The organism is Streptomyces sp. WAC06614 (assembly GCF_003949795.1).
Classification (GTDB): Bacteria; Actinomycetota; Actinomycetes; order Streptomycetales; family Streptomycetaceae; genus Streptomyces.
This window is the reverse complement of the sequence record NZ_RPRY01000053.1, coordinates 17,018-31,448: the sequence shown is the minus strand read 5'-3', so window position 1 is coordinate 31,448 and position 14,431 is coordinate 17,018. Positions and strand designations below refer to the sequence as shown.

General features: G+C 72.5%; 15 protein-coding genes. 9 read left to right on the top strand and 6 right to left on the bottom strand.

Going from position 1 to position 14,431, the window contains the following annotated elements:
* The first annotated feature begins 229 nt into the window (after positions 1-229).
* Positions 230-961: a hypothetical protein gene (locus EF918_RS10330; protein ID WP_125644020.1), complete on the top strand. Its 732-nt coding sequence runs from the start codon at positions 230-232 to the stop codon at positions 959-961.
* 27 nt (positions 962-988) lie between these two features.
* On the opposite strand, the gene EF918_RS10325 is transcribed toward EF918_RS10330, so the two are convergent.
* The gene (locus EF918_RS10325) at positions 989-2,398 is read right to left on the bottom strand and encodes a HAMP domain-containing sensor histidine kinase (protein ID WP_125644018.1); all 1,410 of its coding nucleotides are present in this window, start codon (positions 2,396-2,398) and stop codon (positions 989-991) included.
* Positions 2,399-2,409: 11 nt separating this feature from the next.
* A complete protein-coding gene (locus EF918_RS10320) occupies positions 2,410-3,117 on the bottom strand; it encodes a response regulator transcription factor (protein ID WP_125644016.1) in 708 nt (235 codons plus the stop codon).
* Between the two features lie 389 nt (positions 3,118-3,506).
* Between EF918_RS10320 and EF918_RS10315 the strand changes: the two genes are divergently transcribed.
* The 7 genes from EF918_RS10315 to EF918_RS10285 all read left to right on the top strand — a co-directional run bounded on the left by EF918_RS10315 (position 3,507) and on the right by EF918_RS10285 (position 9,881).
* Positions 3,507-4,292 (top strand): amino acid ABC transporter ATP-binding protein, encoded by a 786-nt coding sequence (locus tag EF918_RS10315; protein ID WP_125644014.1) that lies wholly within the window; start codon positions 3,507-3,509, stop codon positions 4,290-4,292.
* 99 nt (positions 4,293-4,391) lie between these two features.
* The gene (locus EF918_RS10310; protein WP_125644012.1) at positions 4,392-5,243 is read left to right on the top strand and encodes a glutamate ABC transporter substrate-binding protein; all 852 of its coding nucleotides are present in this window, start codon (positions 4,392-4,394) and stop codon (positions 5,241-5,243) included.
* A gap of 83 nt (positions 5,244-5,326) precedes the next feature.
* Positions 5,327-6,001 carry an amino acid ABC transporter permease gene (locus EF918_RS10305; RefSeq protein ID WP_125644010.1) on the top strand — a complete coding sequence of 225 codons (675 nt, stop codon included), beginning with the start codon at positions 5,327-5,329 and terminating at the stop codon, positions 5,999-6,001.
* Positions 5,998-6,939, top strand: a complete 942-nt coding sequence (locus EF918_RS10300) for an amino acid ABC transporter permease (protein WP_125644008.1) — start codon at positions 5,998-6,000, stop codon at positions 6,937-6,939. The genes EF918_RS10305 and EF918_RS10300 overlap by 4 nt, the downstream gene beginning before the upstream one ends.
* A 163-nt stretch (positions 6,940-7,102) precedes the next feature.
* Positions 7,103-8,689, top strand: coding sequence for an NAD(P)/FAD-dependent oxidoreductase (locus EF918_RS10295; RefSeq protein WP_125644006.1), 1,587 nt, complete (start codon positions 7,103-7,105; stop codon positions 8,687-8,689).
* 185 nt (positions 8,690-8,874) lie between these two features.
* The gene (locus tag EF918_RS10290) at positions 8,875-9,456 is read left to right on the top strand and encodes a cysteine dioxygenase (protein ID WP_125644004.1); all 582 of its coding nucleotides are present in this window, start codon (positions 8,875-8,877) and stop codon (positions 9,454-9,456) included.
* On the top strand, positions 9,447-9,881 hold the full coding sequence (locus tag EF918_RS10285; RefSeq protein WP_125644002.1) for a rhodanese-like domain-containing protein: 435 nt from the start codon (positions 9,447-9,449) through the stop codon (positions 9,879-9,881). The genes EF918_RS10290 and EF918_RS10285 overlap by 10 nt, the downstream gene beginning before the upstream one ends.
* Before the next feature lie 60 nt (positions 9,882-9,941).
* Here EF918_RS10285 and recX read toward each other — a convergent pair whose 3' ends face one another.
* From recX to EF918_RS10270, 3 genes are all read right to left on the bottom strand, one after another.
* Positions 9,942-10,505, bottom strand: a complete 564-nt coding sequence (gene recX / locus EF918_RS10280) for a recombination regulator RecX (RefSeq protein ID WP_125644000.1) — start codon at positions 10,503-10,505, stop codon at positions 9,942-9,944.
* Positions 10,506-10,508: 3 nt separating this feature from the next.
* On the bottom strand, positions 10,509-11,639 hold the full coding sequence (recA, locus tag EF918_RS10275; RefSeq protein ID WP_125643998.1) for a recombinase RecA: 1,131 nt from the start codon (positions 11,637-11,639) through the stop codon (positions 10,509-10,511).
* A 204-nt stretch (positions 11,640-11,843) separates the two neighbouring features.
* Positions 11,844-12,260, bottom strand: coding sequence for a hypothetical protein (locus EF918_RS10270; RefSeq protein WP_125643996.1), 417 nt, complete (start codon positions 12,258-12,260; stop codon positions 11,844-11,846).
* Between the two features lie 134 nt (positions 12,261-12,394).
* Between EF918_RS10270 and EF918_RS10265 the strand changes: the two genes are divergently transcribed.
* A complete protein-coding gene (locus EF918_RS10265; RefSeq protein WP_125643994.1) occupies positions 12,395-13,168 on the top strand; it encodes a Clp protease N-terminal domain-containing protein in 774 nt (257 codons plus the stop codon).
* Here the strand turns inward: EF918_RS10265 and EF918_RS10260 are convergent.
* Positions 13,098-14,402: an AI-2E family transporter gene (locus tag EF918_RS10260; RefSeq protein ID WP_125643992.1), complete on the bottom strand. Its 1,305-nt coding sequence runs from the start codon at positions 14,400-14,402 to the stop codon at positions 13,098-13,100. The two genes, EF918_RS10265 and EF918_RS10260, sit on opposite strands and share 71 nt — an antisense overlap.
* Positions 14,403-14,431: the final 29 nt, after the last annotated feature.

Here is a 14,431-nt window from a genome sequence, read left to right as displayed (position 1 = left end):
GTGAAGGCGCAGGCGAAGGGCAGGGCCGTGACGGTCGACCGGTCGGCGACCAGCGTGGCGGGCGCCCGCCACGCTGGTCGCCGACCGGTCGACCGTCACGGCCCTGCCCTTCGCCTGCGCCTTCACCACCGGTCACGGACTGCGCTGGTACGAGGACGGCCGGGTCACCTCCGGCCGGGCCTGGAACCACCTGGGCCTGCAGGACCGGCTCCCGGGCCGCCGCTGGGCCGTGGACACCCCCGGCCGGCGCCCCGCCGTGACCCTGGACTTCGCCGATGCCTGGCGCGGCGGCTCCAGCCTGCTCGTGCGGGGCGCGCCGACCGCCCCGACCGTGGTGGGCCTGCACGCCACCCGGCTGCCGCTGTCCCGGTCCACCGTGGTCGAGCTGGTCCACCGTACGGATGCGGAGGCGGAGCCGGGCGCCGGGCCGGTCGGGGTCGAGCTGGGGGTGGCCGTGCGGGAGCCGGCCGCGCCCGGGGAGCCCGTTCCGTACACCTGGCTGGCGACGTCCGCGGGCCCGCGCGACTCCTGGCGGACCGCCCGGTTCCGGCTGGGCGCGCTGGCGGGCCGGACCGCGTACGGGTTCGCCGTACGGCTCACCCCGCCCGCCGGCGGCGGTCCGGTCGGCTGGCGGCTGGGGGCGCTGGCCGCGTACGACGGCCGGCCCGGGCGGCCGCAGTCCCCCGGCGGCCTGGCCGTGGACGCGTGGGCCCCCGACGGCGACCGGACGGTCGCGCTGCGGCTGTCCTGGCGGCGGGCCCCCGGCCCGGTGCGCCACTACGAGCTCCACCGGGTGCTCGGCGACGGCGGGCGGCGGTTCCTCGGCGGCACCTGCGGGACGGCGTTCCACGTGCCGGGGCTGGCCCGGGACGGGCAGGAGCCGGCGGCTGTCCTGGAGGTCCGGGCGGTCGGTGAGCTGTACACCGCCGGCCCGCCCGCCCGCATCCGCCACCCGTGGTGAGACCGAACGGCCCGGCCCCCGGGCCCGTCAGGGCTGGGGCGAGCTGCGCGGGACCCGCACGGTCACGCGCAGCCCGTGCGGCGGGTTCGTCTCGTACGCCAGGGAACCGCCGCCCGCGGCGAGCAGCACGCGGGAGATGGACAGGCCCAGGCCCGAGCCCTTGACGTTCTGGTGGCGGCCGCTGCGCCAGAACCGGTCGCCGATGCGGGCGAGCTCCTCCTCGGTCAGGCCCGGCCCCCGGTCGGCGACCACGACCAGCGCGGAGCGGCCCTCGACCGCCACCGAGACCTCGACGGACTCCCCGGCCGGGGTGAACTTCAGCGCGTTGTCGATCACCGCGTCGAGTGCGCTGGACAGCGCGATCGGGTCAGCCCAGCCGGTGACGGCGGCCCGCCCGGTCAGGGTGAGCCGGACGCCCTTCTCCTCGGCGAGGGGGCGCCAGGCCGCGACCCGCTCGGCGGCCAGTCCGCCCACGTCGGTGACGCTGAGCTCGGCGGAGGCGTGCTCGGCCAGCGCCAGGTCCAGCAGGTCGTCGAGGACCTGGGCCAGGCGCTTGCCCTCGGCGCGCACGGAGGCGATCTCCTCGTTGCCCTCGGGCAGTTCGAGGGCGAGCAGCTCGATCCGCAGGAGCAGCGCGGCGAGGGGGTTGCGCAACTGGTGGGAGGCGTCGGCGACGAAGGCCCGCTGCTGCTCCAGGACCTCTTCGACGTTGTCGGCCATCTCGTTGAACGAGCGGGCCAGGCGCCGCAGTTCCGGCGGGCCGCCGGAGGCCGCCACCCGGGAGTTCATCCGCCCGGTGGCGATGCCGTGGGCGGCGGCGTCCAGGGTCCGTACGGGCTTGAGCACCCAGCTGGTCAGCCGCAGGGCGGCGCCGAAGGCCAGCAGCATCGCGGCGGCCAGGCCGGCGGCGGTCAGCAGCCAGCCACGCAGGGTGCGGGCGCGCATCCGGTCGGTGGGCGATTCGGTGACGACGACCGCGACCACGTCGCCGTCGAGCACGACCGGGGAGGCCACCAGCAGTTTCCCGTCGGTCTGCCAGGGCCAGACCTGGGCCGGGTCATGGCTGCGGCGGCCGGCCAGGGCTTCTTCGAAGGCGCGGCGGCCCACGCCGTCCTCCGGCAGCCGCCACCAGCCCGGGGCCCGGGCCATCGCGTTGTCGTCGCGGTAGAAGATGCCGACCTTGATCCCGTAGAGCTGCTGGTAGCGGGCGAGTTCGGCCTGGAGGGTCTCGCGGCGCTCGTCGGCGCCGGAGGTGCTGGAGCCTTCGGAGTCGATGACGAACTGGGCGAGCGCGGCGAACCGCGCGCTGTCGTCGATGCGGTCGACGACCACGCCCTGCTGCTGCCCTGCGGCCAGGCTCACGGCCAGCGGGAAGCCGAGCGCGAGCAGGACGCCGGCCATCAGCACGACGAGCAGCGGGAGGAGCCGGGCACGCAACGGGACGACCCCTAGGCGGCGGGCGGGGCGACGAGCCGGTAGCCCACGCCGCGGACGGTCTCGATCAGCGCGGGCATCCGCAGCTTGGAGCGCAGCGAGGCCACGTGCACCTCCAGGGTCCGGCCGGTCCCCTCCCAGCTGGTGCGCCAGACCTCGCTGATGATCTGCTCGCGGCGGAAGACCACGCCCGGGCGCTGGGCGAGGAGGGCGAGCAGGTCGAACTCCTTGCGGGTCAGCGGCACGTCGGTGCCGTCCACGCTGACCCGGCGGGTGGGCAGCTCGATGGCGACCGGGCCGAGCCGGACCACGGCGGGGGCGCCGCCGGTGGTGTGCGGGGCGGCCTCGTCGGTGGCGCCGGTGCGGCGGGCCACGGCGTGGATGCGGGCGAGCAGCTCACCGGTGTCGTAGGGCTTGACGACGTAGTCGTCGGCGCCGAGGTTCAGGCCGTGGATGCGCGAGCGGACGTCGGCCCGTGCGGTCACCATGATGACGGGGGTGGACGTGCGCTTGCGGATCTTGCTGCACACCTCGTAGCCGTCCTGGTCGGGCAGTCCCAGGTCGAGCAGGACCACGCCGAAGGGGGGCGCGTCCGCGGGCAGCAGGGCGTGCAGGGCCTCCTCGCCGTTGCGGGCGTGGGTCACGCGGAAGCCGTGCCGGGCCAGGATGGCGGAGAGGGCGGCGGCGACGTGGTCGTCGTCCTCGACCAGCAGGAGTCTCACCCGTCCCCCTTTCCGGATCGTTCAGGTCAAAGCGGTCAATACGGTCACTGCGGTCACTGCGGTCGGTGCAGCCGGCCGGTGCGGCCGGGAACCACCGTGGTCGGAGGTGGCTCGTTGCGGTCGGTGCGGCCCGTGCGGCGGCCGCGTGACGCGCAGACGGCACGATGATGGCCACCATGCATCCACGCCGATGAAGAGTCCCACGTCAAGGGCGCCCGAGCCCGGCGCCGCTTCCGTTATCCACCCGGTACGCGTACAGCCTGACCTGCGTACGCACCGTGTGCACACGAGTCCGGATCGTTATCCTCAATTCTCGCTCAGATGTGATGACGCTGTGCACACGCGCTCACTACTGTCCTCCCAACCGAGGAGGACGGAGCAAGAAGCCGATGAGCGGAGTATCAGTGACCAAGGGCGAGAAGGACGCGGCACGGACTGCGGACAGCCTGGTCGTACTGAGCAACGTCAACAAGCACTTCGGCGCGCTGCACGTGCTTCAGGACATCGATCTGAGCATTGCCCGCGGTGAGGTCGTCGTCGTGATCGGTCCTTCGGGGTCGGGCAAGTCGACGCTGTGCCGGACGATCAACCGACTGGAAACGGTCGATTCGGGGACCATCACCATCGACGGCAAGGAACTGCCGTCGGAGGGCAAGGAGCTGGCCCGGCTGCGCGCCGACGTCGGCATGGTCTTCCAGTCGTTCAACCTCTTCGCGCACAAGACGGTGCTGGAGAACGTGGTGCTCGGCCAGGTCAAGGTCCGCAGGACCGACCGCGCCGAGGCCGAGCAGAAGGCCCGTACCCTCCTGGACCGGGTGGGAGTGGGCACGCAGGCCGACAAGTACCCGGCCCAGCTCTCGGGCGGCCAGCAGCAGCGCGTGGCGATCGCCCGCGCCCTGGCCATGGACCCGAAGGTGATGCTGTTCGACGAGCCGACCTCGGCGCTCGACCCGGAGATGATCAACGAGGTGCTGGAGGTCATGCAGCAGCTCGCCGGGGAGGGCATGACGATGGTGGTCGTCACGCACGAGATGGGCTTCGCCCGCTCGGCCGCCAACCGGGTCGTGTTCATGGCCGACGGCAAGATCGTCGAAGAGGCCACCCCCGAGCAGTTCTTCAGCAACCCGCGCAGTGACCGCGCCAAGGACTTCCTTTCGAAGATCCTGCACCACTGACGGTTCGCGTCTGGTAGTCAACCGGTCGACGGAGCGGGCACGGGTACGTCCCGCACGCCGCTCATCGGACAACAACGTCTCATCCGAGGGAAGTTCACCATGAAGGTATTCAAGGCCGGCGCCGCCGCGGCCGTTGCCGTCACCCTGGCCCTGTCCGCGACCGCCTGCGCGGGCGGCAGCGGCAAGAGCAGCACCGGCAGCGGTGGCAGCGAGGGCAAGAAGGACAAGCTCGTCGTCGGCATCAAGTTCGACCAGCCGGGCCTGGGCCTGAAGACCCCGGACGGCAAGTTCACCGGTTTCGACGTGGACGTCGCCACGTACGTGGCCAAGGAACTGGGCTACGAGGCCGACCAGATCGAGTTCAAGCAGGCCGTCAGCGCCGAGCGCGAGAACCTGATCGCCAACGGTGACGTGAAGTTCGTCGTCGCCAGCTACTCGATCAACGACAAGCGCAAGGAGAAGGTCGACTTCGCCGGCCCGTACTTCCTCGCGCACCAGGACCTGCTGGTCCGCGCCGACGAGACCTCGATCACCAAGGCCGAGGACCTCAACAAGAAGAAGCTCTGCTCGGTCACCGGCTCGACCTCCGCGCAGAACGTCAAGACCAAGCTGGCCCCCGAGGCGGACCTCCAGCAGCTCGGTGGCTACTCCGAGTGCCTGACCGGCCTGGAGAGCAAGGCCGTCGACGCCCTGACCACCGACAACTCGATCCTCGCCGGCTACGCCGCCCAGGAGAAGAACGTCGGCAAGTTCAAGCTGGTCGGCCTGAGCCTGAGCAACGAGAACTACGGCATCGGTCTGAAGAAGGGCGACAAGGACCTCCAGACCAAGATCAACGCCGCGCTCAAGAAGATGGTCCAGGACGGCTCCTGGGAGCAGTTCGTGAAGAAGAACTTCGGCCCGGCCAACTACAAGAACGAGCCTGCCCCGCAGATCACCGAGGGCAGCTGAGTCAGCGGTGAGGGGCGTCGCCGCCCGCCTGCCACGGGCGGCGGCGTCCCTCCCCGGCCATCCTGGGGAGAGCGCAGGGCATCGTGTTTGATTTTCTCGACTCCGGGCAGTACGACCTGCTCGGCGCCTTCTGGGTGACGGTTCAGCTCACCCTCTACTCGGCCGTCGGCTCCCTCATATGGGGAACCGCGCTCGCCGGGATGCGGGTCAGCCCCGTCCCGCTGATGCGGGGCTTCGGCGCGGCGTACGTCAACGTCGTCCGCAACATCCCGCTGACCGTGCTGATCATCGCCTGCTCGCTGGGCCTGAACCAGACCCTGCGCGTCTCGCTCGGCGGTGAGAACTTCAAGGAGATCGGCTTCCGGCTGGCGGTGCTGGGCCTGGTCGCCTACACCGGCACCTTCGTCTGCGAGGCCCTGCGCTCCGGCATCAACACCGTGCCGGTCGGCCAGGCCGAGGCGGCCCGGGCCCTGGGCCTGAGCTTCTTCCAGGTGCTCACGCTGATCGTGCTCCCCCAGGCCTTCCGCGCGGTCGTCGCGCCGCTGGCCAACGTCCTGATCGCCCTCACCAAGAACACCACGGTGGCGGCGGCCATCGGCGTGGCCGAGGCCTCGCTGCTGATGAAGGAAATGATCGAGAACGAAGCGGACGCGCTCTTCGCCGTCTTCGGGGTCATCGCCCTCGGCTTCGTCGTGCTGACCCTGCCCACCGGCCTGCTGCTGGGCTGGGTGGCCAAGCGAGTGGCGGTGAAGCGATGAGCTCCGTGCTGTACGACACCCCCGGCCCCCGGGCCAAGGTCCGCAACATCGCCTACACCGCGGTCTTCGTGGTGCTGCTCGCGCTGGGCGCCTGGTGGGTGCTGTCCGCCATGGCCGACCAGAACCAGCTGGAGGCCGACAAGTGGACCCCGTTCGTCACGGACGGGCAGATCTGGTCCACGTACATCGTCCCCGGTCTGCTCCAGACCCTGCAGGCCGCCGTGCTCGCCATGGTGATCGGCCTGCCGCTGGGCGCCGTACTGGGCCTCGGCCGGCTCTCCGACCACGCCTTCGTGCGGATCCCGGTCGGTGCGGTCGTCGAGTTCTTCCGGGCGATCCCGGTGCTGATCCTGATGGTCTTCGCCTCCGCCCTGTTCGTGAAGTCCGGCGTGGACTCCGAGATCCGGCCGCTGTACGCCTGTGTCACCGGCCTGGTGCTCTACAACGCCTCGGTGATCGCCGAGATCGTCCGGGCCGGCGTGCTGTCCCTGCCGCGCGGCCAGGCCGAGGCGGCGCGGGCCCTGGGCCTGCGCAAGGGCCAGACCATGACCCACATCCTGCTGCCGCAGGCGGTCACGGCCATGCTGCCCGCCCTGGTCAGCCAGCTCGTGGTCATCCTCAAGGACACCGCCCTGGCCGGCGCCCTGCTCGGCTTCGCCGAACTGATGACCTCGATCCGGCAGATCTCGGCCAACTACAGCAACGTGATCCCGACCCTGTTCGTGGTCGCCCTGATCTACGTGGCGCTGAACTTCGCCCTGACGATGCTGGCCTCCTGGCTGGAGCGACGGCTGCGACGGGGCAAGAAGGGCAAGGCCGCCGCGGTCCCCGCACAGCGGACCGGTGAACTCGCCGGCGCCCCGCTCTCCGCGGGCATCGACGCGCCCGCCGCGAGCGACGCGTCCGGCGGTGACGGCGACGGGTCGTCCACCGGCTGATCCGGAGTCGGTCCTTCTACGGAGCCCGTGTGCTGCGGCGGTGTCGATCCGCTCGCGCACACGGGCTCCGTCGCTTCCCGGCGTGTCAGCGTCACTTGACGCACGCACGTCGAGTGGGTTGCATACGTTCTGTGATCACATACCGGACATCGGGAGCCGCGCCATGGACCCGGTGATCGTCGTCGGCGCGGGCCCCGTCGGGCTCGGCCTGTCCCTCGCCCTGGCCGGGCAGGGCGTGCCCTCCGTCGTCCTGGACGAAGGGCCGGGCAAGGACGATCCGCGCCCCGCCCGTACGGTCGTCCTGCACGCCGACACCGCCGCCATGGCCCACCGCCTGGGCTGTACGACCCTGCGCGACGAGGGCGCCCCGTACGCCGCCTGGCGTGTGATGCGCCGGCGCCAGGAGGGCAGGCGGACCACCTTCGACGACGCGCCGGCCCCGCTGCACGTACCGCAGCACGCGCTCACCCGGGGGCTGCGCGACGCCGCCACCGCCCATCCGCTGGTCCAGCTGGTCACCGAGGGCAAGCTCGACGGACTGGAGCAGGAGGCCCACGGGATCACCGCGCACACCCGAGGCACCGAGTCCACCTGGTGGCGCGGCAGTTACCTGGTCGGCTGCGACGGGGCCCGGTCCACCGTGCGCAAGCTGCTGGGAATCCGCTTCCCCGGGCGCACCGCCGTGGAGCGGCACGCCGTGGCCGCGCTGCGCACCGAACTGCCCTGGCCGGGCGAGGCGCTGCTGTACCGCAATCCGCCGCAGGAGGTCACGGCCCGGCCGCTGGCCGACGGGGTGTGGCGGCTGGACTGGCTGCTGGAGCCGCGCGGCGAGCTGGTCACCCCGGACGCGCTGGTCACGCTGGTGCGGGACACCCTGGCCGGGTGGTGCGGGGGCACCACTCCCCCGTACGACCTGCTCGACACCGGGGTGCACACCCTGCACCACCGGCTCGCGCGGCGCTGGCGCGACCGCCGGGCCTTCCTCGCCGGGGACGCCGCGCACCTGCTGGGCGCCCTGGGCACCCAGGGGGTCGAGGAGGGGCTGCGGGACGTGGAGAACCTCGCCTGGAAGCTGTCCCTGGCCTGGCACCACGGGGCCTCCGACGCGCTGCTGGACAGCTACGAGGCCGAGCGGCGCACCGCCGTCGCCGCCCGGCTGCGCGCCGCCGACCAGGCCATGCCGGTGCTCCGCGGCGGGGGCGGGCTGCGCACCTTGCTGCCGAGTTCCGCCCGCTCGCAGGAACAGCTCCTGTCCGACGGCCACTTGGGGCGCGGCCCGCTCGGAGCGCCCCCGGCGTACGCCCCTCCGGTCGCGGTCCGAGAGGTGCCGACGGCGACCGAGCCGGGCGGCCCGGTGGAGAACGTGCCGGTGACCGCTCCGGACGGCTCGACCGTGCCGCTGCGCGACCGGCTGGGCCGGCGGCTGCTGGTGGTGCTGGTGGCTCCGGGCACCGGGGTCTGGGACCGGCGGCACTGGGTGAAGGCCGGGCTGATGCCCCGGCTGGCGGCTGCGGTCAGCGCCCTGCCGATGCGCACCGAGCTGCTGGTCGCCGACAGCTATCCGGGGGCCGCCGCGCACACCGTCCTGCTGGTACGGCCGGACGGGCACCTGGCCGCGACCTTCGCCGGGGTGCGGCCGGCCGAGCTGTACGAGGCGGCCGACCAGGTGCGGGCGGGTGCGCCGGAGCGGCGCCCGGCCCCCCTGTCGTTGGGTGAGGCCTCCGCCACACCTCCAGCCGTGATCGATTGACCATCGAGGTCGGTCATGGTTCACTCGCGGACATGACCGGCACCGACGTACGCCTCTGGCGGAGGGTCCACATGGACCTCCTCCGCTATGTGGGCTGCGTCTGTCGCCCCTCCTGTTGATTCGCCCTTTCCTCTGGCGCGCCGGTGGCGCGCCCTCTTCGCGAACCCACAGGACGGTCGTCCCCCATGTCTGTTCCCACGCACACCGCTGCGTCCCCGCACGCCCTCGGCCCGGCCCCGGCGCCCGCCGCCGCCCCGGTACGGCCGGGGTCGGGTGGTCCCACCCCCGCCGAGCTCCTCGACTTCGCGCTGCGCACCGCCGCCGATCCCGAGGTGGTCGACCGACTGCCGCTCGATCCCGAGGGCCGCACCTGGATCCGCCTCGACGGCCCGGGCGGCAGTGAGGCCTGGCTGATCGGCTGGCCGCCGGGCACCGGCACCGGCTGGCACGACCACGCCGAGTCGCGGGGCGCGTTCGCCACCGCCCGGGGCCGTCTCACCGAGCACTCGCTGGCGGTCCGGCTGCCGTCGGAGGGCTGGCAGAGCCTGGAGCTGTCCCCCGGTCACGACCGCAGCCGGGCGGTGGACGCCGGGTCCGGGCGGGCGTTCGGCGAGCACCACGTCCACGAGGTGCTCAACGCGTCCGCCGACGAGCACGCGGTCTCGGTGCACGCGTACTACCCGCCGCTGCCGCTGATCCGCCGTTACGGCCGCGCCGGTCTCCTGCTCACGCTGGAGCAGGTCGAGCGTCCGGCGGACTGGCAGTGAGCGCCCCCCGGCCGGTCGGCATCGACGAGCTGCTGGAGCGGGTCCGCTCCGGCTACACCCGGATCGGGGCCGAGGAGGCTCACGAGGCGCATCGGGCGGGCGAGGTCCTGCTGGTGGACATCCGCTACGAGGCGCTGCGCGAGCGCGACGGAGTGATCCCGGGGGCGCTGGTGGTCGAGCGCAACGAGCTGGAATGGCGGCTGGACCCCCAGGGCAGCCATCGTGCCCCCGAGGCCGCCGGGCACGACCTGCGGGTGGTGGTCGTGTGCAACGAGGGCTACGCCTCCAGCCTTGCCGCGGCCTCCCTCCACCACCTGGGCCTGCACCGCGCGACCGACCTGATCGGCGGCTTCCAGGCCTGGCGCTCCGCGGGCTTCCCGGTGGAACCGGGGCCCGGGCAGGCCGTGGGCCCGGGCACGCCGTAGGCCCGGGCACGCCGTAGGCCCGGGGGGCTGCCGAACGCCCGGGGCAGCCGTCGCCCCGGGTCAGTCCGGGGCGAAGCCCAGATCGTCGGTGTCCTCGCCCTCGGACTCCAGGGCCTGCCGGACCACCCGCAGGGCCATGCCCTCCGGGTAGCCCTTGCGTGCCAGCATCCCGGCGAGGCGGCGGATCCGCTTGTCGCGCTCCAACCCCCGTGTGGAGCGCAGCTTGCGGGCCACCAGCTCCCGGGCGGTCTCCTCCTCCTGGTCGGAGTCCAGCCGGCCGAGCGCCTCGTCGACCAGGGCGGAGTCCACCCCCTTGGTGCGCAGCTCGCGCGCGAGCGCCCGGCGGGCCAGGCCCCGGCCGTGGTGGCGGGACTCGACCCAGGCCCCGGCGAAGGCGGCGTCGTCGATCAGGCCCACCTCCTCGAAGCGGGAGAGGACCTCGTCCGACACCTCCTCGGGGATGCCCCGCTTGGCCAGGGCGTCCGCGAGCTGTCGCCGGGTGCGCGGGGTCCCGGTGAGCAGGCGCAGGCAGATCGCCCGCGCCTGCTCCTCGGGACTCTGGGGCGGCAGCTCCCGCTCGGCCCTCGACGAGCCGGAGCCGCCGCCCCCGTCGTACTCCCCCACGGACTAGCTCTTGGCCGCGGCCGTCTTGGCGGCGGCCGTCTTGGCCTTGGAGGCGGGGGCGGGCACGGTCTTGGCCGCGTCCTCGGCGGTGGCGGCCGCGTCCGCGCCGGCCTCCGCGTCCTTGGCCTTGGCGTCCTTGCGGACCCCGACGCCCAGCTTCTCCTTGATCTTCCGCTCGATCTCGTTGGCGAGGTCGGGGTTGTCCTTGAGGAAGTTGCGGGCGTTCTCCTTGCCCTGGCCGAGCTGGTCGCCCTCGTACGTGTACCAGGCGCCGGCCTTGCGCACGAAGCCGTGCTCCACGCCCATGTCGATCAGGCCGCCCTCGCGGCTGATGCCCTGGCCGTAGAGGATGTCGAACTCGGCCTGCTTGAACGGCGGGGCGACCTTGTTCTTGACGACCTTGCAGCGGGTGCGGTTACCGACGGCCTCGGTGCCGTCCTTGAGGGTCTCGATACGGCGGATGTCGATCCGGACCGAGGCGTAGAACTTCAGGGCGCGGCCACCGGTCGTGGTCTCCGGCGAGCCGAACATCACGCCGATCTTCTCGCGGAGCTGGTTGATGAAGATCGCGGTGGTCTTGGACTGGTTCAGCGCGCTGGTGATCTTCCGGAGGGCCTGGCTCATCAGGCGGGCCTGGAGACCCACGTGGGAGTCGCCCATCTCGCCCTCGATCTCCGCGCGCGGCACCAGGGCCGCGACGGAGTCGATGACGATGAGGTCGAGGGCGCCGGAGCGGACCAGCATGTCCACGATCTCCAGCGCCTGCTCACCGGTGTCCGGCTGGGACAGGATCAGGTTGTCGGTGTCCACGCCGAGGGCGCGGGCGTACTCGGGGTCGAGCGCGTGCTCGGCGTCCACGAAGGCGACGGTGCCGCCGGCGCGCTGCGCGTTGGCCACGGCGTGCAGGGTCAGGGTCGTCTTGCCGGAGGACTCCGGGCCGTAGATCTCGACGACACGGCCGCGCGGCAGGCCGCCGACGCCGAGGGCGATGTCCAGAGCGGTCGACCCGGTGGGGATGACCTCGATGGGCTCGTTCGGCCGGTCGCCCAGGCGCATCACGGCGCCCTTGCCGAATTGTCGTTCAATCTGTGCGAGCGCGGCGTCGAGCGCCTTCTCGCGGTCGGTGCCTGCCATGGGTTCCACCCGGGTTGCTTGAGTCGATCGCTTCACGCCAAAGACGCTAACGCGTGCCACTGACAACGCGCCTCCACGCCCGTTTCGGCTGTGGATAAGCCATAAGAATGGATGTTCGATTTTCGTGTCAAGCGCACCACGCACAAGGGCCGCCGCCCCGCCCGGACGGGCAGGGCGGCGGCCCTCCACGGACGAGGTCCGGGGTCAGCCCCAGCCACCTCCGCCGTTCCAGCCGTTGTCGTGCCAGCTGTTGTGCCAGCCGTCGCCGCCACGGCCCCAGCCGTCGCCGCCGCGGCCCCAGCCGTCGTTCCAGTGGTCGTTCCAGTGGTCGTTCCAGTGGTCGTGGTGACGCCAGCCGTCACCGCCCCAGCCGTCGCCCCCGCGACCCCAGCCCGCACCGGAGACGTCGTCCCAGCACCAGTCGGGGCGCCAGTCCCGGCGCGGATCGCAGCAGTCGTTCCAGCGGGCGCTGCCCCGCCAGTCGTCCGAGCACCATCCGCCGTGCCCGCCGCCACCCGTGACGGTCGCCGGGGGTGCGGCGAGCGCGTCGCCGACTGGCAGCAGGCCGATGCCGGTGCCGGCGGCGGCCGCGAGAACGGTTGCGGCAATTCTGCGGCGCATAGGAATGCACCTCCGAACTTCGCTCACGTGAGGAACATCTCGGGCATGTCCACACTCGCCCTCCCCCGCGGTCCCTGCAAACGGAGTGACAACCCAAGGTTGACACCCCTGGGGTGTCAACCTACGGTTGCACTATGACGAACCCGTCCGCGGAACCGGTCCGCATGACCAACCCGGTACGTCTCGACGACCTGATCGAGGCGATCAAGAAGTCCCACGCCGACGCACTGGAGCAGCTCAGCGGGGCCGTCGTCGCCGCCGAGCACCTCGGGGACGTCGCCGACCACCTCATCGGCCACTTCGTCGACCAGGCCCGCCGCTCCGGCGCCTCCTGGACCGACATCGGAAGGAGCATGGGCGTCACCCGCCAGGCCGCCCAGAAGCGCTTCGTCGCCAAGGGGGACGGTGACCTCGACATGAGCCAGGGCTTCTCCCGGTTCACCCCGCGCGCCCGCAACGTGGTGGTCACCGCCCAGAGCGAGGCCCGCCGCTCCGGCCACACCGAGATCCGCCCCGAGCACCTGGTCCTCGGCCTGCTCGCCGAGCCGGAGGGCCTGTGGGCCACGGCCCTGACGAAGCAGGGCGTCGACCTGGACGCCGTACGCCGCGCGGCCACCGCGCGGCTGCCCGAGCCGTCCGGGGACCCCGTCCCCGACCTGGTGCCGTTCGACGCCGCAGCCAAGAAGGCGCTCGAACTCACCTTCCGCGAGGCCCTGCGGCTGGGCCACAACTTCGTCGGCACCGAGCACGTCCTGCTCGGGCTCCTCGAACGGGAGGACGGCGACGGGGTCCTCAGCGGCGACCTCGGCATCGACAAGGCCGCGGTCGAGGGCGAGATCACCGCCCTCCTGGACGCCGTGCTCGCCCAGCACGGCGCCACACAGGGCGAGCGGCCCGCGCAGCCGTAGCCCCGGCCGGAGCCTCCTCGGTCACCTCGTAGCGCTTGACGTAGGCGCCGAGGAAGGCCTGCAGCGTGGCGACCGCCGGAATGGCGATCAGTGCGCCCACCGCGCCGAGCAGCGCGGTCCCCGCGATGACCGACCCGAAGGCCACCGCGGGATGGATGTCCACGGTCCGTGCGGTCAGCTTCGGCTGGAGCACGTAGTTCTCGAACTGCTGGTACACCACCACGAACCCGAGCACGTACAGCGCGTACCAGGGATTGGAGGTGAAGGCGATCAGCATCGGCAGCGCGCCCGCGAGGTAGGTGCCGATGGTGGGGATGAACTGCGAGACCAGCCCCACCCACACGGCGAGCGCGGGCGCGTACGACACGTCCAGCACCGCGAACACGACGTAGTGGGCGATGCCGGAGATCAGCGCCATCAGCCCCCGGGAGTAGAGGTAGCCGCCGGTCTTGGCCACGGCGATCTCCCAGGCCCGCAGCACCTCGGCCTGCCGCGCGGGCGGCAGTACGGAGCACAGCGCGCGGCGCAGCCGCGGCCCGTCGGCGGCGAAGTAGAAGGCGAACAGCGTGATCGTCAGCAGCTTGAACATGCCGCCGAGCACGGTCGCGGAGACGTCGAGCACGCCCGAGGCGCTGTTCTGGACGTACTTCTGGAGCCAGTCGGAGTGCAGCAGGCTGTCCTGGACGGCCAGCCGCGACAGCTCGGTGTGGAACGTCGAGTTGATCGAGCCGATGACGTCGTCGAGGTAGCGGGGGAAGTCGGCGATCATCTCGATGATCTGCCCGGCCAGCATCGAGCCGAGCAGGACGACGAAGCCGACGGCCCCGACCAACACCGCGAGGAAGACCAGGAAGGTGGCGAGCCCGCGGCGCATGCCGCGGGCCGCCATCCTGGACACGGCCGGCTCGATCGCGAGCGCGAGGAAGAACGCGATCAGCAGGTTGACGAGCAGGCCCATCAGCTGGTGGAAGGCCCAGGTGCCGAGCTGGAAGCAGGCGTAGAGGGCCAGCACCAGCACCACGGCCCGGGGCAGCCAGCGCGGCATCCGGGCCCCCGGCCCCGCCGGGCCGTCGCCCGGTCCGCCGGCGCCGCCCGCGGCGGCGGTGCGCGGCGCTGCCCCGGCCTGCCCGGGGAGGGTGTCTCGGTCCGGCTCCGCCGGGCGCCGGGCGGCCGGGACCGGGCCGCGCGCGTCGGGGGTCTCCGGGGTGTCTCGGGTCTCGTCGGTGGCTGCCACGGGGACAAGTCTCCCCCACCACCGGCACG